General features: G+C 56.8%; 24 protein-coding genes, 1 tRNA gene, 3 pseudogenes and 1 riboswitch. Of the genes and pseudogenes, 14 read left to right on the forward strand and 14 right to left on the reverse strand.

The window, feature by feature from the left end; translation table 11 throughout:
* Positions 1-12 precede the first annotated feature (12 nt).
* Positions 13-450: a DUF1289 domain-containing protein gene (locus ATY02_RS13180; protein ID WP_068580671.1), complete on the forward strand. Its 438-nt coding sequence runs from the start codon at positions 13-15 to the stop codon at positions 448-450.
* Positions 451-519: 69 nt separating this feature from the next.
* Here ATY02_RS13180 and catB read toward each other — a convergent pair whose 3' ends face one another.
* On the reverse strand, positions 520-1,155 hold the full coding sequence (gene catB, locus ATY02_RS13185; RefSeq protein WP_068580672.1) for a type B chloramphenicol O-acetyltransferase: 636 nt from the start codon (positions 1,153-1,155) through the stop codon (positions 520-522).
* 183 nt (positions 1,156-1,338) lie between these two features.
* A complete protein-coding gene (locus ATY02_RS13190) occupies positions 1,339-2,595 on the reverse strand; it encodes an NADH:flavin oxidoreductase/NADH oxidase family protein (RefSeq protein ID WP_068580673.1) in 1,257 nt (418 codons plus the stop codon).
* A gap of 110 nt (positions 2,596-2,705) precedes the next feature.
* Here ATY02_RS13190 and ATY02_RS13195 point away from each other — a divergent pair, with 110 nt between their 5' ends.
* Positions 2,706-3,167, forward strand: a complete 462-nt coding sequence (locus ATY02_RS13195) for a MerR family transcriptional regulator (protein WP_068580674.1) — start codon at positions 2,706-2,708, stop codon at positions 3,165-3,167.
* A gap of 27 nt (positions 3,168-3,194) precedes the next feature.
* Here ATY02_RS13195 and ATY02_RS13200 read toward each other — a convergent pair whose 3' ends face one another.
* Positions 3,195-3,440 carry a hypothetical protein gene (locus ATY02_RS13200; RefSeq protein ID WP_068580675.1) on the reverse strand — a complete coding sequence of 82 codons (246 nt, stop codon included), beginning with the start codon at positions 3,438-3,440 and terminating at the stop codon, positions 3,195-3,197.
* Between the two features lie 105 nt (positions 3,441-3,545).
* Between ATY02_RS13200 and ATY02_RS13205 the strand changes: the two genes are divergently transcribed.
* Entirely contained in the window at positions 3,546-4,181 is a 636-nt protein-coding gene (locus ATY02_RS13205; protein WP_228022283.1) for a hypothetical protein, read from the forward strand.
* Here the strand turns inward: ATY02_RS13205 and fabF are convergent.
* Positions 4,165-5,433, reverse strand: a complete 1,269-nt coding sequence (gene fabF / locus ATY02_RS13210) for a beta-ketoacyl-ACP synthase II (RefSeq protein ID WP_068580676.1) — start codon at positions 5,431-5,433, stop codon at positions 4,165-4,167. The two genes, ATY02_RS13205 and fabF, sit on opposite strands and share 17 nt — an antisense overlap.
* A gap of 116 nt (positions 5,434-5,549) precedes the next feature.
* On the opposite strand from fabF, the gene ATY02_RS13215 reads away from it, so the two are divergent.
* Positions 5,550-6,035: a winged helix-turn-helix transcriptional regulator gene (locus ATY02_RS13215; RefSeq protein WP_068580677.1), complete on the forward strand. Its 486-nt coding sequence runs from the start codon at positions 5,550-5,552 to the stop codon at positions 6,033-6,035.
* A 104-nt stretch (positions 6,036-6,139) separates the two neighbouring features.
* Here ATY02_RS13215 and ATY02_RS13220 read toward each other — a convergent pair whose 3' ends face one another.
* Both ATY02_RS13220 and ATY02_RS13225 read right to left on the reverse strand, forming a co-directional pair.
* The gene (locus tag ATY02_RS13220; protein ID WP_068580678.1) at positions 6,140-6,853 is read right to left on the reverse strand and encodes an HAD-IB family hydrolase; all 714 of its coding nucleotides are present in this window, start codon (positions 6,851-6,853) and stop codon (positions 6,140-6,142) included.
* 95 nt (positions 6,854-6,948) lie between these two features.
* Entirely contained in the window at positions 6,949-7,596 is a 648-nt protein-coding gene (locus ATY02_RS13225) for a TetR/AcrR family transcriptional regulator (RefSeq protein WP_068580680.1), read from the reverse strand.
* Between the two features lie 93 nt (positions 7,597-7,689).
* On the opposite strand from ATY02_RS13225, the gene ATY02_RS13230 reads away from it, so the two are divergent.
* On the forward strand, positions 7,690-8,301 hold the full coding sequence (locus ATY02_RS13230) for an NAD(P)H-dependent oxidoreductase (protein WP_068580682.1): 612 nt from the start codon (positions 7,690-7,692) through the stop codon (positions 8,299-8,301).
* Positions 8,302-8,964: 663 nt separating this feature from the next.
* Positions 8,965-9,243, forward strand: coding sequence for a hypothetical protein (locus tag ATY02_RS13235; protein WP_068580685.1), 279 nt, complete (start codon positions 8,965-8,967; stop codon positions 9,241-9,243).
* Positions 9,244-9,317: 74 nt separating this feature from the next.
* Here ATY02_RS13235 and ATY02_RS13240 read toward each other — a convergent pair whose 3' ends face one another.
* Positions 9,318-9,806 (reverse strand): AAA family ATPase, encoded by a 489-nt coding sequence (locus ATY02_RS13240; protein ID WP_068580687.1) that lies wholly within the window; start codon positions 9,804-9,806, stop codon positions 9,318-9,320.
* Positions 9,807-10,125: 319 nt separating this feature from the next.
* Between ATY02_RS13240 and ATY02_RS13245 the strand changes: the two genes are divergently transcribed.
* The 3 genes from ATY02_RS13245 (at position 10,126) to ATY02_RS13255 (ending at position 12,621) form a co-directional block, all read left to right on the forward strand.
* Entirely contained in the window at positions 10,126-10,377 is a 252-nt protein-coding gene (locus ATY02_RS13245) for a DUF1652 domain-containing protein (RefSeq protein WP_068580778.1), read from the forward strand.
* 263 nt (positions 10,378-10,640) lie between these two features.
* Positions 10,641-10,701, forward strand: a riboswitch (Fluoride riboswitch).
* Positions 10,702-10,843: 142 nt separating this feature from the next.
* Entirely contained in the window at positions 10,844-11,227 is a 384-nt protein-coding gene (crcB, locus tag ATY02_RS13250) for a fluoride efflux transporter CrcB (RefSeq protein WP_068580689.1), read from the forward strand.
* A 185-nt stretch (positions 11,228-11,412) separates the two neighbouring features.
* Positions 11,413-12,621 carry an MFS transporter gene (locus ATY02_RS13255; RefSeq protein ID WP_068580691.1) on the forward strand — a complete coding sequence of 403 codons (1,209 nt, stop codon included), beginning with the start codon at positions 11,413-11,415 and terminating at the stop codon, positions 12,619-12,621.
* 69 nt (positions 12,622-12,690) lie between these two features.
* Here the strand turns inward: ATY02_RS13255 and ATY02_RS13265 are convergent.
* Positions 12,691-12,918: pseudogene (locus ATY02_RS13265) on the reverse strand (SOS response-associated peptidase family protein); the annotation flags it as partial.
* A gap of 43 nt (positions 12,919-12,961) precedes the next feature.
* Positions 12,962-13,198: a hypothetical protein gene (locus tag ATY02_RS13270; protein ID WP_141698166.1), complete on the reverse strand. Its 237-nt coding sequence runs from the start codon at positions 13,196-13,198 to the stop codon at positions 12,962-12,964.
* A 405-nt stretch (positions 13,199-13,603) separates the two neighbouring features.
* Between ATY02_RS13270 and ATY02_RS13275 the strand changes: the two genes are divergently transcribed.
* Complete coding sequence (locus ATY02_RS13275; protein ID WP_164823658.1) at positions 13,604-13,753, forward strand: hypothetical protein; 150 nt, start codon at positions 13,604-13,606, stop codon at positions 13,751-13,753.
* Positions 13,754-14,765: 1,012 nt separating this feature from the next.
* Here ATY02_RS13275 and ATY02_RS13280 read toward each other — a convergent pair.
* The 3 genes from ATY02_RS13280 to ATY02_RS13290 all read right to left on the reverse strand — a co-directional run bounded on the left by ATY02_RS13280 (position 14,766) and on the right by ATY02_RS13290 (position 17,103).
* The gene (locus tag ATY02_RS13280) at positions 14,766-15,323 is read right to left on the reverse strand and encodes an aegerolysin family protein (RefSeq protein WP_083235719.1); all 558 of its coding nucleotides are present in this window, start codon (positions 15,321-15,323) and stop codon (positions 14,766-14,768) included.
* 948 nt (positions 15,324-16,271) lie between these two features.
* Positions 16,272-16,613: a hypothetical protein gene (locus ATY02_RS13285; protein ID WP_068580700.1), complete on the reverse strand. Its 342-nt coding sequence runs from the start codon at positions 16,611-16,613 to the stop codon at positions 16,272-16,274.
* A gap of 172 nt (positions 16,614-16,785) precedes the next feature.
* Positions 16,786-17,103 (reverse strand): transposase, encoded by a 318-nt coding sequence (locus tag ATY02_RS13290; RefSeq protein WP_083235722.1) that lies wholly within the window; start codon positions 17,101-17,103, stop codon positions 16,786-16,788.
* A 125-nt stretch (positions 17,104-17,228) separates the two neighbouring features.
* On the opposite strand from ATY02_RS13290, the gene ATY02_RS13295 reads away from it, so the two are divergent.
* The 4 genes and pseudogenes from ATY02_RS13295 (at position 17,229) to ATY02_RS36050 (ending at position 19,775) form a co-directional block, all read left to right on the forward strand.
* Complete coding sequence (locus ATY02_RS13295; protein ID WP_068580702.1) at positions 17,229-17,654, forward strand: SRPBCC family protein; 426 nt, start codon at positions 17,229-17,231, stop codon at positions 17,652-17,654.
* A complete protein-coding gene (locus ATY02_RS13300) occupies positions 17,651-18,079 on the forward strand; it encodes a MarR family winged helix-turn-helix transcriptional regulator (protein ID WP_068580706.1) in 429 nt (142 codons plus the stop codon). The genes ATY02_RS13295 and ATY02_RS13300 overlap by 4 nt, the downstream gene beginning before the upstream one ends.
* Positions 18,080-18,216: 137 nt before the next feature.
* Positions 18,217-19,029 (forward strand): annotated as a pseudogene (locus ATY02_RS13305) (IS5 family transposase).
* Between the two features lie 400 nt (positions 19,030-19,429).
* Positions 19,430-19,775 (forward strand): annotated as a pseudogene (locus ATY02_RS36050) (hypothetical protein).
* Positions 19,776-19,855: 80 nt separating this feature from the next.
* Here ATY02_RS36050 and ATY02_RS13310 read toward each other — a convergent pair.
* Together ATY02_RS13310 and ATY02_RS13315 are read right to left on the reverse strand one after the other, a co-directional pair.
* Positions 19,856-19,942: transfer RNA gene (locus tag ATY02_RS13310), tRNA-Leu, on the reverse strand.
* Between the two features lie 186 nt (positions 19,943-20,128).
* Positions 20,129-21,064, reverse strand: coding sequence for a hypothetical protein (locus tag ATY02_RS13315; RefSeq protein ID WP_068580708.1), 936 nt, complete (start codon positions 21,062-21,064; stop codon positions 20,129-20,131).
* Between the last annotated feature and the right edge of the window lie 136 nt (positions 21,065-21,200).

Raw genomic sequence — 21,200 nt, forward strand, 5'->3', positions numbered from 1 at the left:
CAGGAGTGCTTAATGAGTCCGGAGAAAATCAAGACGCCTTGTATCGGGCTTTGCTCAACGGTCTACGGTGATCGGGTGTGCCGGGGTTGCAAGCGATTCGATCATGAGGTGATTGAGTGGAATGGTTATGGCGAAGATCAGAAGCGCAGTGTCCTGCAGCGTTTCGAATGTCTTTTGAACCAGGTGATGCTCGACAAGTGCGAGATCTTCGATCCTGACTTGCTGGCACTCAGGGTGCAGTCTGGCAGGATCAATTGTTCACCGCTGAACTCCATTCAGTACTGTGCCTACCAGGTCATCAGGCGTGGTGCGGGGGTGATAAGGAACATCGAGGAGTTCGGCATAAGGATCCTGCCGGCATACAGCCAGTTACGCCTGGTGGAACTGCGGGATGTCATCGATAGGGAGTTCTTTTCGCTATCGGAGCAACGCTACGGTACAGGTGGCTGAGCCTGATTCTTGAATGCCTGGCTGAAGCCCGTGGATCGACGATCCACGGGCTTTCTTGATCTGGCTGGATCAAGCGCGGCGCACTACGTTTTGCCAATGCAGGTATAGCGCTTGGACATTGCCGCTGGTCATCAGTGGCATCACGTCCTTCAACTGGTCGGTGGACCAGTCCCACCATTTCATTTCCAGGAGCATTTGCACGGTGCACTCATCGAAGCGCATGCGAAGGGTCTTGGCCGGGTTGCCGCCGATGATGGCGTAGGGCTCGACATCCCGGGTCACCAGGGCGCGAGTGCCGATCACCGCGCCGTCACCCACCTTGACGCCCGGCATGATGATGGCTTCGGAGCCGATCCAGACATCGTTGCCGATGACCGTATCGCCAGCGGATTCATAGCCATTCTGCGCTCCCGCAAAGGCTGGTTCTTCTGGCATCCAATAGAAAGGAAAGGTGCTGACCCATTCGTTCCGGTGGCCTTGATTACCGGCCATGATGAACGCGGCACCCGAGCCGATCGAGCAGAAACTGCCGACGATCAGTCGGTCCACGCCTTCGTCTGGTGGCAGGTAGCGTGCACATTCGTCGAAGCTGTGGCCGTGGTAGTACCCGGAGTAATAGCTGTACCGGCCAACCTGGATGTTCGGATGGGTGACCTGCTTGTCCAGTGTGATGCCCTTGAAAGGACTCTCGAAGTAATTGCTCAAGACTTTCTCCATGTGGCTAGCCGGCACTTTCTTTCAAGCGCGCGGCACTGCAGCGATCGTGTTCGCAACGCTCAGCGGTACCGCTGAGTGGCGTCTCTGGAGCTGCCAGGTTGCAAGCTGGTCTGCAAACAGCGTCGCGCCGGCCAGCTCCATAGAGGCCGCACAATAGCCTTGATGGCAGTGTCATGCACTGGCTCTTTCCACCAGAACCGCACGGCCTTGCATCATCCGACGGTATTGCCGGGTCCGATGCAGGGTTGCCCATTGCTCCAGCAACAGGGCGCGCAGGGGCGAGGAGCCTGGTTTGGTCTGGCGACCCTCGGCAAGGTGCCGCATCTGCAGCTTCACCAGTGCCATGTAGGCCAGCGCTGCCAGGGCCTTGCGTTTCCAGCGGATCGGCGGCAGTTCGGCACTGGCCTTGCGATCGCCCTGTTTCCAGCGGCGGGGCAGGGCAGGGTCTACCGCCAGGGCGGTTGCGATGCCGGCCATGGCCACGCCGCTGTCCAGGACCTGTTCCACTACCGGCAAGCGGCGGATGCCGCCCGTGACCATGACCGGCATGCGTGCAATGGCTGCAATCTCTCGGGCGAATTCGAGGAAGTAGGCTTCGCGAGCCAGGGTCCGGCCATCGCGGGCATCACCCTGCATGGCTGGGGCTTCATAGCTGCCGCCCGACAACTCCACCAGGTCCACCGGCAGCTCATTGAGCCACAGCACCACCTGGCGTGCGTCGGCGGGTTCGAAACCACCCCTCTGGAAGTCGGCCGAATTGAGCTTGACGGCCACGCTGAACCCAGGAGAGACCGTCGCGCGTACGGCCTTGACCACCTCCAGCAGCAACCGTGCACGATTCTCCAGGCTGCCGCCCCAGCGATCCTGGCGCTGATTGCTCAGGGGCGAGAGGAACTGGCTCAACAGGTAGCCATGGGCTGCGTGGATCTGCACGCCGCTGAATCCGGCCTCTTCGGCCAGCGCCGCAGTACGGGCGAAACGCTGGATCAGTGTATTGATCTGAGCTTCTTCCAGTGCCTTTGGGAGGGGAAACATCTTCGATAGCCCACCCATGTCCAGGGCCACTGCAGAGGGGGCGACGGTGGTCTGGCCGAGGCTCGCCTGCATTTGCCTCCCAGGATGATTGATCTGCATCCAGAACTGCGCACCCTGGGCCTGTCCGATGCGTGCCCATTGGCGAAACCGTTGCAGTTGCTGGCTGTCGTCGAGCATTACACCGCCAGGTCCGGTCATGGCGCTGGGGTCGACCATCACATTGCCGCTGAGCAACAGACCGGCTCCACCTTCGGCCCAGGCCTGATACAGGCGCAGCAGTTGATCCGATGGGGTCTGGTCCAGGTTTGCCAGGTTCTCTTCCATCGCGGCCTTGGCGATGCGGTTGGGCAGGGTGCTGCCATTGGGTAAACGCAGGGGCTGGAAAGCGTTCATGGTGTTCTCCGGTGAGGCGCCGCGCGTCGATTTATGTGCGGCGGGGCTGTATTGCGAAGAAGCCTAAGGTTAAAGTTATCCTTAAGGTCAACCGGAGATTTGCAACTCAAATGAAGATTGGTGAACTGGCCCGACGTACGGGCCTGAGCGCATCGCGCCTGCGTTTTTATGAAGCCAGTGGCTTGATCGAGTCCCAGCGCCTGGGCAACGGCTATAGGGACTACCCAGAGGATGTGGTGCAGCGCCTGGAAATCATCACCTGTGGGCAGCAGGCCGGTTTCAGCCTGGAGGAGATGCGCACCTTGACACTTGAGTCAGCTGTGAAAGGGGGGGAGCGCCATGATCGACTGCTGGCGAGCCTGAGGCGCAAGGTCACGGAGATCGAGACGTTGCAGGACCGCCTGGCGCACAACCGCAGTCACTTGCTGGCCCTGATCGCCGGGATCGAAGGCAAGCCCGATGGCATGGATTGCGAAGAGAATGCTCAGCGGCTGCTGGCGCAATGGCGGGACAACGAGGCGAGTGCCGTTGGCGTTGCCAGCACCGGGCGTCAACAGAAATCGCGTCGCTGAGCCACCGTTGGCCGCTCAGGGTTCCTGTCAGCGCAGGCCCTCCGGAGCCGAACCCATCGGCAGGGCTGGCAGGTTCATGTTGCCCATGGCGGCCTCCAGCTTGTCCTGGTAGAGGCTCAGGATCGAGTAGTCCAGTTTCTGCGTGATGCTGGCGCTGGCGACGCAATTGGCCAGCAGTTCTTCCAGTGCACCGGCGACCAGGTCCGCAGTGACCTGCAGGACGGTCAAGCCATGGCTCTTGTCGACAATGACCAGATTCTTCAAATCGTACATACAGCACCTGTGGTCACTGTTCTTATCTTATGGTTGATGGCTATGAGCCATTATCAGGATAACTAAACTGCCTGTGTCCTGTCACGGGGGAAGATGGCTGTAGGGATGCTGAAGAGCGAGGAGATTTTGTCCATCGACTTGTCCTGTCTGTGTAGGATGGCCCGCACAAAAATCATCAGGGCGATGTTCATGCTTATTCTCACCAGGGGCGACCATCAGGGATTGACGATCGCGCCGCGTTGGCCATCGTCGCAGGTGGCGCTGGATTCGCAGGTCTTCCAGCAGTTGCTCAAGGTCCAGCAAGGCTTGCCGGGTACCACGCGACTGTTGGTGACACGAGGCTATGAGAATCGCAGCAGTAGGCTGGGCGGCTTCCGGACGCTGTCACGCTGGCTGGGGATTCGCCTGTTCTGCTGGTGCTACCCGGGACGCCAGGATGAGGTGGACGATATCTTTGGTGCCAATGGCCACGATGTGGATGGCACGCATGTCGATGTTTCGATTGTCCTTGAGGGCAAGCGCTTGCGCTTCTTGCCCCTGGGAGTGTTTACCTCACCCAAGCGCCAGCAACTGCTGAAGGCGCGTTATGCAATGGCGCTGGATGGCGTCAAGGCAGCCTTGGTGCAGTGCGGTTTCCAGATTCACCGCAACCACACCGAAAGCTTGCAGATCCATTGCGACTACAAGCCGCTCTTCGTACCAGGCACCGCGCAGGCCTGCGGCCTTACGCCCAACGCTTGAACAGTACGCTGGCATTGACCCCGCCAAAGCCGAAGCCATTGGACAGCGCATACTGCATGGCCATCTTCCGGGCCTGGCCGCGGACCAGGTCCAGGCCTTCGGCTGCGTCGTCCGGGTTCTCCAGGTTAAGTGTTGCCGGAGCGACTTGATCACGCAGGGCGAGGATGGTGAAGATCGCCTCGATCCCGCCTGCGGCGCCCAGCAAGTGCCCCGTGGCGGATTTCGTGGCACTGATGGCCGGGCTGGCGCCGTTACCGAACAGCGCCCTGATGGCCGCCAACTCGCCCTTGTCGCCTACCGGGGTCGAGGTGGCGTGGGCGTTGAGGTGCTGCACTGCAGAGGGGGCGATACCGGCCTGTCGCAAGGCCAGTTCCATGGCGCGACGGGCGCCGTTGCCGTCCTCCGGACCTGCCGTCATGTGGTAGGCGTCGCTGCTGGTGCCATATCCCACCACTTCTGCAATGGGCTGGGCGCCTCGTGCCAATGCGTGCTCCAGCTCCTCGATGACCAGCAGTCCCGCTCCTTCTCCCATGACAAAACCATCACGACTCTGGTCGAATGGCCGCGAGGCGCGATGGGGCGTGTCGTTGTAGTCGCTGGACAGGGCACGTGCGGCAGCAAAGCCCGCCAGGCTGACCTGATGGATCGTGGCTTCTGCGCCACCACACAGGGCGACATCGACTTCACCTGCACGGATCATCCGGGCGGCATCGCCGATGGCCTGGACTCCGGCGGCGCAAGCCGTGACCGGGGTGCCCAGCGGCCCTTTGAGCCCATGGCGGATCGACACCTGGCCGGCAGCCAGGTTGCTCAGGAATGATGGGATGGTGAAGGGCGAAAGACGTCGCGGTCCCTTGCTATCGCTGGTGCGTACCGCTTCGGCGATAGCAGGGAAGCCGCCGACCCCCGAAGCGATGATGGTAGCCGTGCGTTCCTGGGCCTCGGCGGTATCCGGGCGCCAGTTGGCCTGGGCCAGGGCTTCTTCGGCAGCGGCCAGAGCGAACAGGATGAAGCGGTCCATCTTGCGCTGTTCCTTGGCGGCCAGGAGTCGGTCAGGATCGAAGCCGGCTTGAGGATCCTCGATCGAATCCGGCACCTGGCCACCGATGGTGGTGGACAGGCCTGCAATGAATTGCTCTGGCAGTTGGCGGATTCCCGAGCGACCTGCCAGCAGGCGCTGCCAGACCTGCTCGACTCCGCAACCCAGCGGAGTGATTGCACCCATGCCTGTAACTACGATGCGTTTGCTCATGCCGCACTTGCTCCTTCGATTTACCTGATCGGGGAAGATGAAGCGTGGACGATACTATCATGATGAAAGTAACATCCGGTTCCACAAATACTTGAACGTTACCGCAGGAGTCGGCCATGCAGCGAAGAAGCCTGGAGCAGGCAGAATGCCCGATCGCCAGGTCCCTGGAGAGGGTTGGGGAGTGGTGGAGCATCCTGATCATGCGTGATGCGCTGCATGGTTTGAGGCGTTTCGATGAGTTCTCCCGCAGCCTGGAGATCGCTCCGAACATGCTGACCCGGCGTCTCAACTCGCTGGTGGAGGCGGGGTTGCTGGAGCGTCGAGCTTATTGCCAGCGTCCTGTGCGCCATGAGTATGTGCCTACCGCCAAGGGAGAGGATTTTCGCGTGGTGCTCATGGCGTTCGTGGCATGGGGCAATCGCCATTTCGCGCCTGAAGGCCAGAGCGTGCAGCTTATCGATAGCCAGAGTGGCAGGCCGGTAGAGCCGGCAATGGTGGAGAGGGTCGAGGGTCGGGTGGTGCCGCTGGAGGCCTGCACCATAAAGGCCGGCCCCGTTGCCAGTGCCAGCATGCGCCAGCGGCTGGCCCACAAGCCCGATTGAAGGCGGTGGACCGCTGAGCCGGGCTCGTTTCGACAACCGCTGCTGGGACCCAGGGGCACTGGCTGGGCTAGTCGAGCACGACCAGAGTGGGCTGTTGGTGAGCCTCAGCGAGCGAGCTGCCCACGGCGCCAGGCTGGGTGAAAGTGCCGCCAGTGAGCGTCCTGGGCCGCGGCGAGCAACTCGCGATCGCCCCGGGTATCGCCCCAGGCGCGCAAACGGTACTGCTCCAGGGGGCCATAGATGCTTTCAAGGCGCAGGACCTTGTTCTCGCAGCGACAATTGTTGCCAACGATATGCCCGGTCAGGACGCCATCGATGACCTCCAGTTCGGTGCCGATCAACTCGATCCCCAGGCGCTTGGCGAATGGCTGTAGAACCAGGGCCGGCGAGGCCGAGCATAAAGTCACCTGGGCTCCGGAGCGCAGTTCGTCGGTCACCGCCAGCAGGCCGGCGGGGCGCATCAGTTGGTTCCAGGAGCGTTGGCAGAATGCCTCGGCCTGCTGTTGCACCCATGCCGCTTCGATCCCCTTGAGGAAGACGTTGATCAGTCGCGCCTTGAGTTGATCGCGAGCCACCCGGCGGGCGAGAAACCCCAGGCTGGGCAGGGCCAGCTTGAGCATCCGCTGATGGAAGCGGCGCGGGCCGAAGGCGAAGCGCAGAAACGGCACGAAACTGTCGTGGCGGGTGAGGGTGCCATCGAAGTCGAAGACCGAGAGCACGCGGCTGGCTTGTGGGTCGAGTACCAGGGTGTCCGGGGTGAGTGGTGGCTCGGCGCTGTCGGCAAGGGGCGTCGAGGATGCAGGCGATTGTCGCGACATGGTGGCTCTCGGTCTGTGCGCCCCGGGCTGGCGGGCATTGTCGGTCATGTGCGCAGTCTACGCGTTCCGATTGTTCTAGGGATGCAATGGGGGTTTCATTCAATTGCACCCCGACGGGATATCGATTCGTTTGCGCGAGCGCGCTCGACCATGGCCACGATGTTGGCGTAGAGCTCGTCCTGAGCTTGCGCTGGAGTGATTTCCCCCAGGGCTGCCGCATGGGAGACCGCCTCGGCAGCGCCGAGCATCGCCCGCAATGCCGCGGCTGAGATGATGGCGCCCTCAGCAAAGGGCTGCAGGTTGCTACGGCATTTATCCAGGAAAACTTGCTGATACTGGAGTTTGACGGCTTCCAGTTCCGGCGAGCTGGCCAGGGCCGCAATAACCCCGGGTATCTCCCGTCCCTGGAGTAGCACGCAATCGACATAGGAGCTGGCGATCACCCTTGCGCGATGGGCCAGCAGTGGTTCGCTGCGCTCAAGGGCCTGGTCCATCTGGAGGGTCTGGCGCTGATCGAAGTCCTGGTACAGCGCTATCAGCAGCACCGCTCGAGTGGCGAAATGGTCATAGACCACAGGCTTGGTAACCCCCGCCTGCTCGGCCAGGTAACCCAGGGTCAGGGCTTCGGTGCCATGTTCACGGACAATCCTCCAGGCCACTGCCATCAATTGTTGCAGCCGCTGTTCCCGCGACAGACGCCGTCGGGGAGGCGGATTGGGAGTGCTTTCCTGGTTGCTTGACATGCTTATGTACCAAAAGTAACTTATCGTTAGTAACTTACTAAAAGTATATAAACCCCCAGCAAGTCGCGCAATCCAGCAACAGGAGCCTTTGCCATGCACGCACTCATCGTGGTTGCTCATCATGATCCCCTGTCCCTGAGCCAGCAGTTGGCACGGGAAGTCATCGCAGGTATCGAGGACTCTGGTCCGGAGCACTCCTTCGAACTGGCCGACCTCTGGGCCGAAGCCTTCGATCCGTGTTTCGCTGCCGCCGATATCGCGGTACACCGAGGGCAGGCCGCACCGCCCGCCGATGTGCTTGCCGAGCAGGCCCGGATCGATCGCGCCGATGTCCTGGTGCTGGTTTATCCCGTCTATTGGTGGGCCATGCCGGCCTTGCTCAAGGGCTGGATCGACCGGGTATTCGCCAATGGCTGGGCCTTTGATTTTCAAGCCGACGCTCCGTTGGTGAAGAAGCTTCGGCACCTGCGGGTACATATGGTGGGGGTTGCCGGAGCCGATGCCGGTACCTACGAACGGCATGGTTACCTCCAGGCCATGAAAACCCAGATCGATCACGGCGTCTTCGATTACTGCGGAGCACGGGTCGAGACTTCGACGCTGATATTCGAGTCGGAATCGAGCCAGGTGCAAGCGCATCTGCTAAGGGCTCGGGCTATCGGTCGGGGAGTGTTCGGCAATTGCAGGCTTGCTGAGCCGGTGTGAATCGTAGGGTGGGAAAGGGATGCCTGGGTGGTGTTGGTGCTTGCGCCTCGAAGGTGTGGCCTAGCCCCAGCAGCACCAGGCAAAGGTGGTGAGGCACAGGAGCAGGGGCAGCGTATCGAGGAAGTCGTTCATGCAGCACATTCCGTTCAGGCAGGTGCCGGCAATTTAAGGGTGCCCTGGATGCCTGTCTGTTGCGATTGTGTGAATTTTCAGCGCACTTTCGTTTAAACGGTGGGCTGTCGGACGAACGTTGTGGCAGTTCGTCGAAAGGTAATTGCCAATTGCTGGAAAATAAATCCTTGAAATCCAATGACTTAAAAAAATTGTGGATATTTTCCAAATAAAGTGATTTTATTTACCTTTTTTCCGGAAAAAAACTTGTTACAGAATGTACCAGTCCGTTACTATAGCCCTGCGTTCACCTACCACGGTTTATGCATTTTTAGCCCCAAGTGTCCATCAGCTACTTGGGCTTTTTTTTGCCTGAAATTTGACCAGGCAAGCTCCCCTTTCTGATGTTTTTCTGGCTCTGGCGCCGTCCTGATATCGGGACGGCACGAGGGCGGGCAATGCCACTCCCGACCTTTGGCGGCTTCGGTCGTTGTTGGCAGAACTGCTACAGTACGCAACCTCCTTTGGGGGAGTATGTGTATTGGCGGCGGGATGCTGATGATCCAACACGATGACGGAAGGGATGACCGTGAGGACGGATTTAGGACGCTGGTGCTGTCCCTGGTGGGTATTGCTGTGGTCTTGGGAGCCTGCATCGTCAGGTACAACGCTGAGATAGACCGGGAACGGGAACGGGCTCAGGACGAGATCCTCCATTGCCGCCGACTGAGCATGGCAATGCCGGGCTCTTCCACTGGCCCATCACCATTTGCTGAGAAGTGCCGTCGTCTGGAAGACCAGTACATCGAGCGCTTCGGCTACCTCCATTGAGGCCTGGCCAGGCCCCACATGCGTAGCGCCAGCCCCATGACGACAGGAGCGGGATCGTTGTGGGGCTGGCCCTGTCAGGTTTCCACCAGATTCAACTGTTCCTCGGCCTGCGGTGGAACGAAGTGACTGCAGATCAATTCGAATTGCTCATCGCTGGTGGAAAAGGGGTGTTCGCCCAAGCTGTTGCGCTCGCGCAAGCGGCGCCGGCAGGTCTCCTCGTCGACGTTCAGTACATGCAGTTGATGGGTGACACCCGCCCGGTCGGCAAGGGAGCGCAGCCAGGCGCGCTGGGCCAGGGTATTGGCCGGGAAATCCAGTACAACGCTGGTTCCCGCTCGCAACATGGCTACCACCAGGGGTTCCAGGGCGCTGCCCAGGCGCCGGGCGCATGATACGTAGTCAGCGAGCGAATGGATCATCTGCGGATACAACGTTGCCAGCCACTGATCCTCGCTGATCAGCACGATGCCTGGGGCTTCTGCCAGTTGTCTGGCGCGGGTCGATTTACCTGAAGCGATCTTGCCGCACAACAGGTGCAAGACGGCAGTGGAGGTGTGGTTCATGCTTCGTCTCCTTTTTTGTAGCCCCAGAAGAGTGGTCATGAGCCCCGCCTCCGAGGCGGGTTGATGCGGTCCAGCCGCTAGCCCACCTTATCGATGAAGGTGGTAATAATCGGGGTGCTATGGGGGTTGGGGCGCAGGTTCATGGAATGAAACTTACACAGCTGCCGGGAAAAAGAACAGGGCACTTGGGCAAAACAGGATGTTCAGAAACTGTGCTGCACCGCACATTTTCCTGTGTGTTTCTTGATACATGTGTAGGAATACTGTTCTAACCTGAATGGGAAAAATTCCCAGAACCCTCCACACAGGTCAGAAGGCCATGCTCTCTACTCGCGAGCTTTGTCACATACTGGAGTCCGGCTTTCTCCCGCTTTCCTGCATTTGCAGCGTTAACGCCAACGGGTCGTTGAGCATCAAGATCTACGATGCGGCTTCAGGCCGAGTGGACCTGCTGTTGAACGGTGTGTCCCAGGCCCAGCTCACTAGCGTGCGGGATGTCTCCAATCTCATTGGCGAGCTACGTACCGAGCTGCGCGCCGGGCGCAGGGCGTTTGCCGGTGCCGGCCAGTAACCAGGGCAAGCCGCGGTCCAGGTCAATTATTGCTGACAGTTGAACATCTCATGGCGAGCGCATAGCGTTGAGACGTTCGCCCGGTACCCGTGGCTCTTTACCGGTTCATGGATGGCGAGGCCATGGTGCTGGGCGAACTCTTCTGCTGAGTGCCAGGTGAATCTGCAAGGAATGTGCTGCCTGGTTGGATGGGCCACTGGCTGGCTTGGCGCTGCACTTTCTGGGTGATGCAAACTTGAAGGCCGAGTTGGCCTTGCTATAGGATTTGCCCCGGAGATGGCATTCCTCCTTGAACCGCTTCGTGCTGATGATGCCTACGCAAACCCTGGACAGGGTGCGTAGGCGTGCCTGCTTCCCTGTCCTCAATCCAGGACAGGACCATGACCCTACCGCCTTTATTGCCCTTATCTTGTCACTCCCGCTTGCAGCGCCCTAGGCCATCGCAATCACCTGGGGGCTGCCCATCATGCTGAAGTCACTGCTGGTCATCGCCATTGGCGCCTCTATCGGAGCCTGGTTGCGCTGGTTCCTGGGGCTCAAGCTCAATGTGCTGTTCCCGGCCATCCCGCCTGGCACTGTGCTGGCGAACATGCTTGGGGGCTACATCATTGGCCTGGCCATCGCCTTTTTGGCGGCCTCTCCCTCTTTGAGTCCCGAGTGGCGCTTACTGATCATTACCGGCTTCTGTGGAGGGCTGACGACCTTCTCGACCTTTTCGGCCGAGACGGTCTCCCTGATACAGGAGGGCAGGTTACTCTGGGCGCTGGGGTCGATTTCGTTGCATGTGGTCGGTTCGTTGCTGATGACGGCAGCAGGGTTGTTGTCCTTCCAGCTGCTGGGTGCCCGTTGAGGAGGGCTCTCCCTCCAGAAGTTCGCCGCTGTGCGGGGCGACGCTAGATGATGGGTGCCCATCGCAGCGGGCATGTTTCGATGAACCGGATATGATGTGTCCCGGTTTTCGTCGGGCCCACCCGCATCCAGCCCAGGTGCGGGCGGGGCTTGCTGATTCGATCATGAACAAGGATGAATTCGCCCATGGACCACTCAGCTCTGCGGATAGGGTGTGCGCTTTGCGTGCTGTGCATCGCCTCGTTCACCATGGTCACCTCCGAGTTCGCGCCCATTGGCTTGCTGTCGCAGATCGCTGGCGATCTTGGGCGGGCGCCATCCACCATCGGCTTGACGGTCACTGTGTACGCCTGGATCGGTGCTGCCAGTGGCCTGTTGTCCAATTGGCTGAATCGGTGGATAGGGCGCAAGGCGCTGCTGCTTGCATTGATGCTGATCCTGGCGCTGTCCAATGGCCTGGCGGCATTGTCTCCTGAGTTCTCGTTGCTGCTTGCCGCTCGTATCGCCGGGGCGCTGGCCCATGGGGTGTTCTGGGCAATCGTGGCGGCAACAGCCGCCCACCTGGTGCCGGTGCAGCATGTTGGACTGGCGACTTCGATCGTTCTGGGTGGCATCACGATCGCTACCGTGATGGGTGTTCCATTGGTCAATCTGGTGGGCCAGTATGCGGGGTGGCGCACGGCGTTCGCCTGCCTGGCGCTGATGTGCGCGGTCAGTGCCGCAGCCATGATGCTGGTGCTGCCCTCCATGACCATTCCCTCGCTGGCCAAGGGTGTTGGCTTTGGGGCAATCCTGCGCCGCAAGGATCTGTTGAGCACTTACTTCATCACCGGGCTGACAGCCGCTGCCCATTTCGGCGCCTATACCTTTGTCGAGCCCTTTATCGGCCAGGTACCCGGTATCACGTCATACATGATCGCGGTCCTGTTGTTCGCCTTCGGGGCTGCCGGTTTTCTGGGCAACCTGCTCAGCGCACTCTTCATCGATCGTCACTTGCGAGCCTTGATCTTGCTGGCCTTGGTCACCATGACCCTGGTGCTGGCCGTGCTGGGCATCCATGGCCCATTATTGGGCGTCGTACCTGTCGTCGTGCTGCTGGTGGCTTGGGGCGTGGCGATCTCTGCCTTGTTTACCGGCTTGCAAACCTGGGTGTTACGGATCGCTGGCAGCCATACCTTGCCAGCGACCGCCATCCATACGGCGGTATTGAACAGCGCTATCGGAGTGGGGGTGATCATCGGTGCACAAGCGTTGAAGGTGGCCGGGGTCGAAGGCGCGATGCTCGTGGCCAGTGCGGTGGTCGTTCCGGCCATTGTCTTGATGGTCGTCACTGGCTTTCGTGCCCGTGGCAACCCGCACACCCCTGGTGCTTGCCGAGCTGTTCAAGTGCGCTGATGCGCAAGCGGGAGACCTGGCAGCAGAGGTTGATCAAAGTCGGGGAAGGGGAGTGACGTGCGGGCAGGCCTATGAAGGCATCTCCAAGGGCTCGATCAGTTCCGCCCCGTGATTCCTAACGTTGCCGACGGCGGCACTTACCCTAAACCACTCGAACAGCTCGGACGGTTCGCCCTGGTGAAGAGCCATCTGTTCGGCGCGTTCCTTTGGCGTTGCTGGATTTAGCCATTCCCGGGCCAGGTCCGGGGCCAGGACAACTGGCCGGCGGTCGTGAATGTCGACCATGCCGCTCTGGGCGCAGATCGGAAATCCTTATTTTTATAGGATTTTTATCCATTCTTTAAAGATGTTTTTTTGCCTCTTTCTCTACATGCCGCTCTTCTTTGTGACGCTCTTTTTCGAGATGTTTGGCCTCCTTATCTACTTCATGATCATCGCGCTTAACATCTTTATCTGCATCACGAACATCATCTCTTACGTCTTTAGCCACATCCCCCTCGGCATTTACGAAGCCGACGTGAGGCATCAAGCCAATGGCCGTCATTGAGGCTAGGCAGATTGATTTAAGTGCTCGCATGTTTCGTCTATCCCTGTGTAATCACTGGCCCTTGATTAGGAAAGGGCTCTAATACGGTAGCCATGAAAAGTTCATAGCGCAAATTGCGCTGCATAGGTGGTAGGGCATTTTTGGCTTGCGTTGCTCCAACGTTGAACTATTCTTTCTGAAAAAATCAGTGAACGATGATATGAGAGCAATTATAGTCGTAGGTTTTTTTCTACAGCAAGCCTTACTAAAGATGATCGCCGCGAGTGTGAGGCTGTACTGAATAGTGCTAAAGGATTCAAGTGAACAGGACTTCACTAAAAGTGGCCATCATGAACATCAGCAGGCTAGGGAGGTCCACTCATCTAGGGATTATAAAAATACGCTGATCAGGCAACCAAGGCATTCAATAATTTAAAGAAAGTATAGAGCTAATTCATGAAGTATTTGCTGGTGGTTTTGTTATTCGTATTGGTGTCCGGCTGCCAGTATTTTAGCTATCAGGACAGTTGCGAGGATGATCCCGATCAGGCCAGTTGCGCCGGATTGAATACTCAGCAGCCTGCTAAGTCGCAGCACCGTCGATGATGAGTTGAGCTATTTAAATTCGATTAGTGCCTACGTGAGGAAAAATACAGATAATCTCACACCAGCTGAGGTCGCTGTATCCATCACAGGCACTGGGGCGTACTGGCACTCAAGGAGTTCTCATAAGCTGCTAATTCGTTGAGGCGTTTGCAGTGACTTTCTGCCGCAAACAGATTCAGGAAATTTAACATTTCCATCTCGCCAGTCCGAGTGTTGACTATCCGATAGTAGAAGCCGCTTGGTCCAGACTGCAGTGGTCTCTTTTGGATAATGAAAATTTCGTTCATAACGCTCTCCAGTTAATAGACTCACTTTAAATACCTCGGAGTGCTTATCAAGCAAGGAAGGCATCCGGCTCACCGTTTCCCCACGTTTCCGAATACGTTAAATCGCGGCGCAACTGAGATGTCTCGCTTGCATCGCAGGTATCGCGAAGCCGCATATGGTAAATAGCAGGCGCCAGATTCGAGCACAAAAATGCTCTGGCATTGCCAACTTCCTCAATAGTCAAGTTACGCCGCCATTGCACCATCCACTCGGCTTTCGCGTGTGCAGGGGGTGAGGATTGGTTCTTCATCGGATCAGACTACGTAACTGATACTGTGTTTATGCACAGTGTATGATGTGTAGCAAGTCCGCGATTCGAGGCGACGAGGTGTATAGGGAAGGGGATTGGTGTTCGGTCGGCACGACGTCGGGTGTATCGCTGGATGTGGAGGTGAGGGCGCTGCTGGTAGAGCGCCGGCAGCGGGTCGGGTATGAGCGGGAGCTTGTGACCAGTTCAACATCGTGCAGCTAACCACCGATGCCGGTGATCTGGGATTGATCGCTCTGGCGGCGTACCAATCCTATGTACAAGAAGTGTCCGCGACAAAGTAAAAAAGGGCGGCCAGCCTAAGGTGCATCAACATCCATGCTGGCCACCGAACGACAAACTATCCCTGGAAGTCCTGTAATGTTGATCTCTGTATATAGTCGAGTGTTATAATCCATTGATAGTTGATCATAATTATTACTCTTCTATTTCATAGCCGAATTTCATTATCACTGATAAGGTTGTGCCGCCACCGGATGTAGGTGTTTCTGGTTGCCAAACAATATTCCCATCTGGGCTCTCTGGCTTATGGTCATCGCTTGAGCTAGTGACGCACGTATTCTCTACTCCTGCTGCCCAAGGTACATTCCATGATGCTTTTACCCATCTGTCATCTTGGCCATAAATGGAATAACTAATATAACCCTCCGTGCCAGAGGATGCATTATCCCTGCCTTGAGCGACTAAGACTTGAACTGTTGTTTTTGGCGCGACTTGAGCTGCAGGATAAGAGCTAGATTCTACTCTTCCCCAATCGAAGTTTATGTCTTTGTAAATGAGGGTTTTAGTTTTTGAGTTATTAACAATGGTTAAATAGAACTTTTCAGATGCGCCCATGATAAAAATCTCCAATTGCATTAGAGTGAGTTGCTGTTGTTTTCTATTGTGCAATGCATAAGAAATACTAATGGTTACGAAGTCATGATAGGTTTCTCCTTCCTGGAGATAATATTTAATGATAGCGCTGCAATTCATTTGTTATCGTAGCAGCAGCTACCGTTTTTCCTTGGGCAAATAACAACCTATTGCACTACCTGAAGAGTTGTATTTTTTAGGCGTGTGGCTCTGGTTCTGATGGCAATATTTTAAATTTAAGAGTGTGGTTAAAGTTGTTTTGGGGGTAATTAATTGTATTTCGTTTGATTGATGGTCAATAAGGCCATCCCTGAAACTGCAGAAGGCGTCTGCTTGCGTTGGTTCTTGTTTGGAGGTTGTTGTGTGAGCGAGAGGTCAAAATAGCAGCGAAGGATAATGACAATTCGCTTAAGGTGAATTTTTTTGCGAAAGACATATTCTTACTCCTTTTGATAGGCGTTTGGCTTATGGTGAAAATCCACAACGAGGTGACTAGCTAGCTTCGTTGTTTTTTGTAACCGCCCAAACTTTGCCAGTATTACTCCATTTTATTTAAACTACATTCTGGGTTTTTCAACAGGCTTTAGCGAACTATAGATCCGAAAAATTGACTGTCAAAGCTGGCGGGTTGAAGCTGGGGAGAGATAAGACGAACGGTAGGATAGTCCTGTCTGGGGGATGATAAGCCAGAACTGAACCTCCAGGCTTGATCAGTTGTGAAGACGTCTTGTGTTTGAGGGGAAAGGTGTTCGGTCGGCAGGACGCCGGAAGGCAGGGACTTTTGCGGGGGATGGTGAAACCATGTTGAACATCGTTAGGCGTCGATTGCAGTGATCGCCTACATAATGTGCTGATATTTAAAGAATTTTATGGTTTCCGCCCGCATGTGGTGCCAGGTGCCGTGCCGCGCTCCGGATGTTGTTGTACCGCCCTGCGACTCGGCGGGCCTGCGCAAGACCGACAGCCTGGAAGTGAAGGTGCGGACGCTGCTGGCCGAGCGCCGGCAGCGGATCGGATATGAACGGCAATTGGAAGCTGTGGCTGGAGCTTGTAAGGACGAATAATTAGTTACGCGTATTCCACCTCGAGGGTCATTTTTCCGTTACTCCCCATCATCGCAGAGATGTTTACACCATCAATTGGAATATTGAGATTTGCGCCAGCCTGTTGATCAATAGTCACTTTGATTTTTTTGGCGCCACTTTCTTTTCCTTGCTTGATAATTTCAACAGCCGCTTTCCCTTGGTTTTCAACTGAAGTGCTCTCTGAGTTTGCTTTAAGCAGTTGCTCTCCTGCGAAGAGTGCAGTTGCTAGCGGATTTATGAACCAGGCAAGCACACTGCCTTCGCGGAAAAAGTCTGCGGCAGACTTAAGCCCATAGGATGTGGTGACGTCGAATTCATCTTTCATTTTTACTCCAGGCATTTTGCCATCCATTGATTTAGGGAAATTCTGAAAAAGACTTCCTGATTTTGGCAAAATGTCTGGACTTCCCCTTTCGAGCTTCCAGAGAGTTTCGATGGCGGTACCTCTCGTCCACCGTTCCAGTCAAAGGCTCGCCGAGCACAATCGATCACCATCCTTACGCCATCCGGTCCTGTCTCATGGCCACTAGGAGCCGGCCCAGACAGCCCACTACCAGATCAGTATCACCACAAAGCGAGGCCATCGGTTTTAGCCAGACGCCTTTGCGTAACCATCGGTCATAGTGAACGTACACGCGATGCCAATTGCCATAGAAATCGGGCAGATTACGCCAAGGGCTCAGGTTCGGGCCACCCAGCACAGCTTCTACAAACAGTCGATTATCACGGGTCGTGGCACCTCGGTCGCTGACTTTTCCAGGCAACAGATCCTTGATCCGTTCCCACCGATCAGCGCGCAGCCGATAGCGGCTCATCCCGCCCTCCAAAATAATTCAAGAGTATCGAGTGGCTAGATTTTCTTCAAATGAGAGTGTTCTGTAGTTTAATTTTGTAAATGCATTTACTATTATATTTCAACAACCAACACAGGATGCGGTCTATGCAATTCGAAGAGTCCATTGAAATTAGATCGAAGCCTGAGCAGGTGTTCCGGCTGTATCAGGACGCCGAATGCTGGGCCGATTGGGACCCGGAAGTGGCCAGTGCAAGCCTGCCCGACGGTCTCACGCTGGGAGCCAAGGGCTGGCTGAAGCCAAGGACTGGTCCTAAGGCCAATATACAGATCGTCGAAGTGACCGAAGGCAAGTCGTTCTCGGTCCAGAGTCGGTTGCCGTTATGCCGCATGTTGTTCGGGCACCGCCTAGCGGAGAGCGGTGGATGGACTGTGGCAACTCATTGGGTCGAATTCTCCGGACCTTTGAGCTTTCTATTTCAGTACTTGGTCGGGAAGTCCATTCAGGCATCGCTGCCCAATACAATGCGCGGCCTCAAACAATTTAGTGAAGCCCATGTAAGCACATCATGAGTACGAGCAAACCAGCCTTCGACGTGAACTGGAGTGGCTCTACTTACTCGGGACCGAGCGACAGCCCAGGATTCCGGCTATGGCGCGACTTCTTGGACTGGCAACGCCTACTCAATGCCCGCCTGAAACCCCTGGGGCTCACCCAGCCGCAGTTCGCCATCCTAGCGGTATGTGGCTGGCTAACTCGAGAATGCGAACTGGTCACTCAGCATGGCATCGCGGACTTTACCGGTATGGACCGGATGCATATTTCGCAAATCGTATCTCGTCTGGAAAGAGATGGGCTTCTCGAAAAGCGTACGAATCCTGAAGACCAGCGTGCGAATCTGGTGTCCCTCAGCACCGATGGCCACCATCAGTTGCGCATTGCCATGCCAATTGTCGAAGCGTTCGACAGAGAGTTCTTTCTGAAACGCAACGCTTGACTGTGCTAACAACAACGCATTGAAGGCCCATTCTCGACCGTAGTCTTTAATAATGGCTGGCTACAAGCTAAGAGAACCCTCAAGAAGACTCCTTGATTTTGGCAAAATACCCAGACGCCACCCGCCGAGTTTTTCCGATGAAGCAAATGACTTTCGCCGATGCCGAGTACGCGGGAAAACGCAAACAGACCCGTAAAGAGTTGTTCCTGATCGAGATGGATCGGGTGGTGCCGTGGAAGGGGCTGATTACACTGATCGAACCGCACTACCCGAAGGATGATGGTGGTCGTCAGGCCTATCCGCTGATGGCGATGCTACGTGTCCATCTGATGCAAAACTGGTTCGGCTACAGCGATCCAACGATGTAAGAGGCACTGTACGAGACTACTATTCTGCGCCAGTTTGCCGGGCTGAACCTGGAGCGCATTCCCGACGAAATCACCATCCTCAACTTCCGTCGCCTACTGGAAAAGCACGAGCTGGCGGCAGGGACTCTGGGCGTGATCAATGGCTACCTGGGTGATCACGGCCTGTCGCTGCGCCAGGGCACCGCGGCCAATGTGGCAGATGTCACGCAGGTCGATAAGCTGCTGCACGGCGGCGAAAACGTGGTCTGTGCCGATGCCGGTTATACCGGAGTGGAGAAACGCCTCGAGCATGAAGGTCGCCAAGTCATCTGGCAGATTGCCGCCCGGCGCAGCACCTACCAGAAACTTGGCAAGTGCAGCGTCCTGTGCAAAGCCAAGTGCAAAATCGAAAAAGCCAAGGCGCAGGTAAGGGCGAAGGTCGAGTATCCGTTCCGAGTGATCAAGCGCCAGTTCGGTTATGTGAAGACGCGTTTCCGTGGCCTAGCCAAGAACACGGCACAGCTGGTGACGCTGTTTGCGTTGTCGAATCTGTGGATGGCCCGCCGACATTTACTGGGCATTACAGGAGAGGTGCGCCTGTAATGTGGGGAATGGCCGCAGCGAGGTGTTCGCAGCGCCTAAAAAGACGGGAATGAGTGAGTGATCTGAGTGTTTTGGATAGGCCCGCCAACTTCCAAACCGGCGGTGACCGAAGTCAGCCAGAAATACGTGGCTACTTCAGACCATCCTTAGGTAGCTTATCGAAAGCCTCATAGGAGAGCCATGTGTCGTCCCTTGATCTCTTCAATCCGTAGGCAATGATAGTTATGCGGGCATGCTCAGGTCTGCAACGAAGTCATGAATGCCGCGGTACTGCGAGAGTCGTCCGCACATGGCGATACCCTCAGGCTGAGAAGGAAAGCATAGCTCCGCCTGTCGGCTTCTCTTCGTTGTGCGCTGAACGATGAAATACTGTATGTGTATACAAATTGATGTGATCCCCATGAATTTTCTAATCGTTCGCCGCAGGGAGCGTGGCGTAGCAATACCTGCCGAAAGGCTTAGAAAAGATCCAGCCCGTGAAAGGCGACGTTCATATTTTTGAGTCTCACAGCCAAGAGCTTGGGCGCTGCTGCATTCAGGCCTGGATCTTCAATAGTGGTCCGGGTCCTGATGTTTTCCCGAGACTACATGATGCAAAGATCAACGGTATGGCTCAGCTCGGGCTGAACATCAGTGGGCTTGAAGAAGTTGATGGAGCGCTGTACGCGCAGTCGTGGTGGTGTCGCATGAGTGATGGAGTTTGTGGCCGATCGACAGGACGCCGGAGGAGGGATGTAAATATCTAATTGCGGACCACGGTCGTTTTTGCGGACCAGAAACAACAAGGGCCTGCGAGAGGAAAACTCACGCAAGCCCTTGATTTATATGGTGCCCGAAGCCGGAATCGAACCGGCACGCCCTTACGAGCGGGGGATTTTAAGTCCCATGCGTCTACCAGTTTCGCCATTCGGGCGGTAGCGCGATAACGCGGCACTGGGGAGACAGTCACCCAGTGTTTGAAACAGGGTGTGGAATATATACATCCACTCCTCTCGAATCAAGGTCGAACTCGGCAAAAAGGCCGCTTTCCTGGCTCTGTAACCAGTAGAAAAACCAAGATAAATCAGAGAGCTACGATCATCCTTGGTTCGAAGCGACTTCAGCGTTGCCCCAACTCCGGCTGCACCAGGTGGCGCCAGGGGAATACCTGCTGGGCGAAATGGCTCACATAACCTCCCGCTGTGGCCTGGATCACCATGAACTGCAAGCCCGGGCGCATCCGCTGCAAGGTTTGCAGCTGCTCAAGGCTCAGGCAGGTATTGCGCAGGCGCAAGGCTCGCACTGAGTCGAAGGCTGGGCTGGCAAACAGCTTTTCATAGCTGGCAAAGGACGTGACGGTGCCAGGCTCGCGTTGCTCCGGCCAGGTTTGCTGCAGTTCGGTGGACTCGCTGAAGTCAAGGTTGAACAGCCGTGGCAGGTTGCTCGATGCGGCCAGGTTGTCGATAAAACCCTGGGTATCAGAGCCTGCGCCGATGTGGAGCTGTTCCAGGTACGGCAAATCGACCTCGAAGAAGTTGCCATCGGGGGCATTGGGCAGGGTCAATTCACTGAGGTAGGGCGTCTTGGCGACGAAGCGGGCGACTTCCCCGGCTTCCTCCATAATGCGGCCCGCTTTCTGCACCAGCGAGATGTTGTGGTGCTCAGGTTCGGTCGGGCGGATCACCAGTGACCTGAGCTGGCTAAAGGTCGCGTCGCTGTCCAGCAGCGCAGTGAACTCCCATTCACGGGTGCCGTTGGCCCCGGTATCGGGACCGGAGAACAGCAGCGAGCTGAGCGTACTGGCCACGGCTTGTTCGGCCAGGCACTCCAGGGTCCAGGCAAAAGGTTCGTCCCACAGTTCGCCGTGGTATTCCACATGCAATCCGCCGCGCATCGGGGCCAGGGCCAGGTAGTTGTAGTCGCTGGTCCACAGTGGGGTGGCAAGGTCATCGGGGTGGTCACCGCGCTCGGCGGCCTGGTCTTGGGTGAATTGATGAATGCGCTGCTGCAGGGCCAACAAGCGCAGATAACCAGGGGAGGACAAGGGATCGGGCATTGGGCAAATCCACAGCAAAAAAACACAGTTGGTCGTGTAGGGCGGCCGGATGATAACAAAACGGATGAGCACTGCCGCCAGGGTCGCGGGTACAGTTTTCCAACAAATAATGCCGGTTGCCAGGTCTTCGGCGGGC

The sequence above is a fragment of the Pseudomonas sp. BIOMIG1BAC genome, from assembly GCF_001705995.2.
GTDB lineage: Bacteria > Pseudomonadota > Gammaproteobacteria > Pseudomonadales > Pseudomonadaceae > Aquipseudomonas > Aquipseudomonas sessilinigenes.

Excerpts from the sequence above, each read along its gene's own strand:
- ATY02_RS13180 (WP_068580671.1), top strand. The coding sequence starts at position 13 with ATGAGTCCGGAGAAAATCAAGACGCCTTGTATCGGGCTTTGCTCAACG.
- ATY02_RS13190 (WP_068580673.1), bottom strand. The coding sequence starts at position 2,595 with ATGAACGCTTTCCAGCCCCTGCGTTTACCCAATGGCAGCACCCTGCCC.
- ATY02_RS13195 (WP_068580674.1), top strand. The coding sequence starts at position 2,706 with ATGAAGATTGGTGAACTGGCCCGACGTACGGGCCTGAGCGCATCGCGC.
- ATY02_RS13200 (WP_068580675.1), bottom strand. The coding sequence starts at position 3,440 with ATGTACGATTTGAAGAATCTGGTCATTGTCGACAAGAGCCATGGCTTG.
- ATY02_RS13205 (WP_228022283.1), top strand. The coding sequence starts at position 3,546 with ATGCTGAAGAGCGAGGAGATTTTGTCCATCGACTTGTCCTGTCTGTGT.
- fabF (WP_068580676.1), bottom strand. The coding sequence starts at position 5,433 with ATGAGCAAACGCATCGTAGTTACAGGCATGGGTGCAATCACTCCGCTG.
- ATY02_RS13215 (WP_068580677.1), top strand. The coding sequence starts at position 5,550 with ATGCAGCGAAGAAGCCTGGAGCAGGCAGAATGCCCGATCGCCAGGTCC.
- ATY02_RS13220 (WP_068580678.1), bottom strand. The coding sequence starts at position 6,853 with ATGTCGCGACAATCGCCTGCATCCTCGACGCCCCTTGCCGACAGCGCC.
- ATY02_RS13225 (WP_068580680.1), bottom strand. The coding sequence starts at position 7,596 with ATGTCAAGCAACCAGGAAAGCACTCCCAATCCGCCTCCCCGACGGCGT.
- ATY02_RS13230 (WP_068580682.1), top strand. The coding sequence starts at position 7,690 with ATGCACGCACTCATCGTGGTTGCTCATCATGATCCCCTGTCCCTGAGC.
- ATY02_RS13235 (WP_068580685.1), top strand. The coding sequence starts at position 8,965 with ATGCTGATGATCCAACACGATGACGGAAGGGATGACCGTGAGGACGGA.
- ATY02_RS13240 (WP_068580687.1), bottom strand. The coding sequence starts at position 9,806 with ATGAACCACACCTCCACTGCCGTCTTGCACCTGTTGTGCGGCAAGATC.
- ATY02_RS13245 (WP_068580778.1), top strand. The coding sequence starts at position 10,126 with ATGCTCTCTACTCGCGAGCTTTGTCACATACTGGAGTCCGGCTTTCTC.
- crcB (WP_068580689.1), top strand. The coding sequence starts at position 10,844 with ATGCTGAAGTCACTGCTGGTCATCGCCATTGGCGCCTCTATCGGAGCC.
- ATY02_RS13255 (WP_068580691.1), top strand. The coding sequence starts at position 11,413 with ATGGACCACTCAGCTCTGCGGATAGGGTGTGCGCTTTGCGTGCTGTGC.
- ATY02_RS13270 (WP_141698166.1), bottom strand. The coding sequence starts at position 13,198 with ATGCGAGCACTTAAATCAATCTGCCTAGCCTCAATGACGGCCATTGGC.
- ATY02_RS13275 (WP_164823658.1), top strand. The coding sequence starts at position 13,604 with ATGAAGTATTTGCTGGTGGTTTTGTTATTCGTATTGGTGTCCGGCTGC.
- ATY02_RS13280 (WP_083235719.1), bottom strand. The coding sequence starts at position 15,323 with ATGAATTGCAGCGCTATCATTAAATATTATCTCCAGGAAGGAGAAACC.
- ATY02_RS13285 (WP_068580700.1), bottom strand. The coding sequence starts at position 16,613 with ATGAAAGATGAATTCGACGTCACCACATCCTATGGGCTTAAGTCTGCC.
- ATY02_RS13290 (WP_083235722.1), bottom strand. The coding sequence starts at position 17,103 with ATGAGCCGCTATCGGCTGCGCGCTGATCGGTGGGAACGGATCAAGGAT.
- ATY02_RS13295 (WP_068580702.1), top strand. The coding sequence starts at position 17,229 with ATGCAATTCGAAGAGTCCATTGAAATTAGATCGAAGCCTGAGCAGGTG.
- ATY02_RS13300 (WP_068580706.1), top strand. The coding sequence starts at position 17,651 with ATGAGTACGAGCAAACCAGCCTTCGACGTGAACTGGAGTGGCTCTACT.
- ATY02_RS13315 (WP_068580708.1), bottom strand. The coding sequence starts at position 21,064 with ATGCCCGATCCCTTGTCCTCCCCTGGTTATCTGCGCTTGTTGGCCCTG.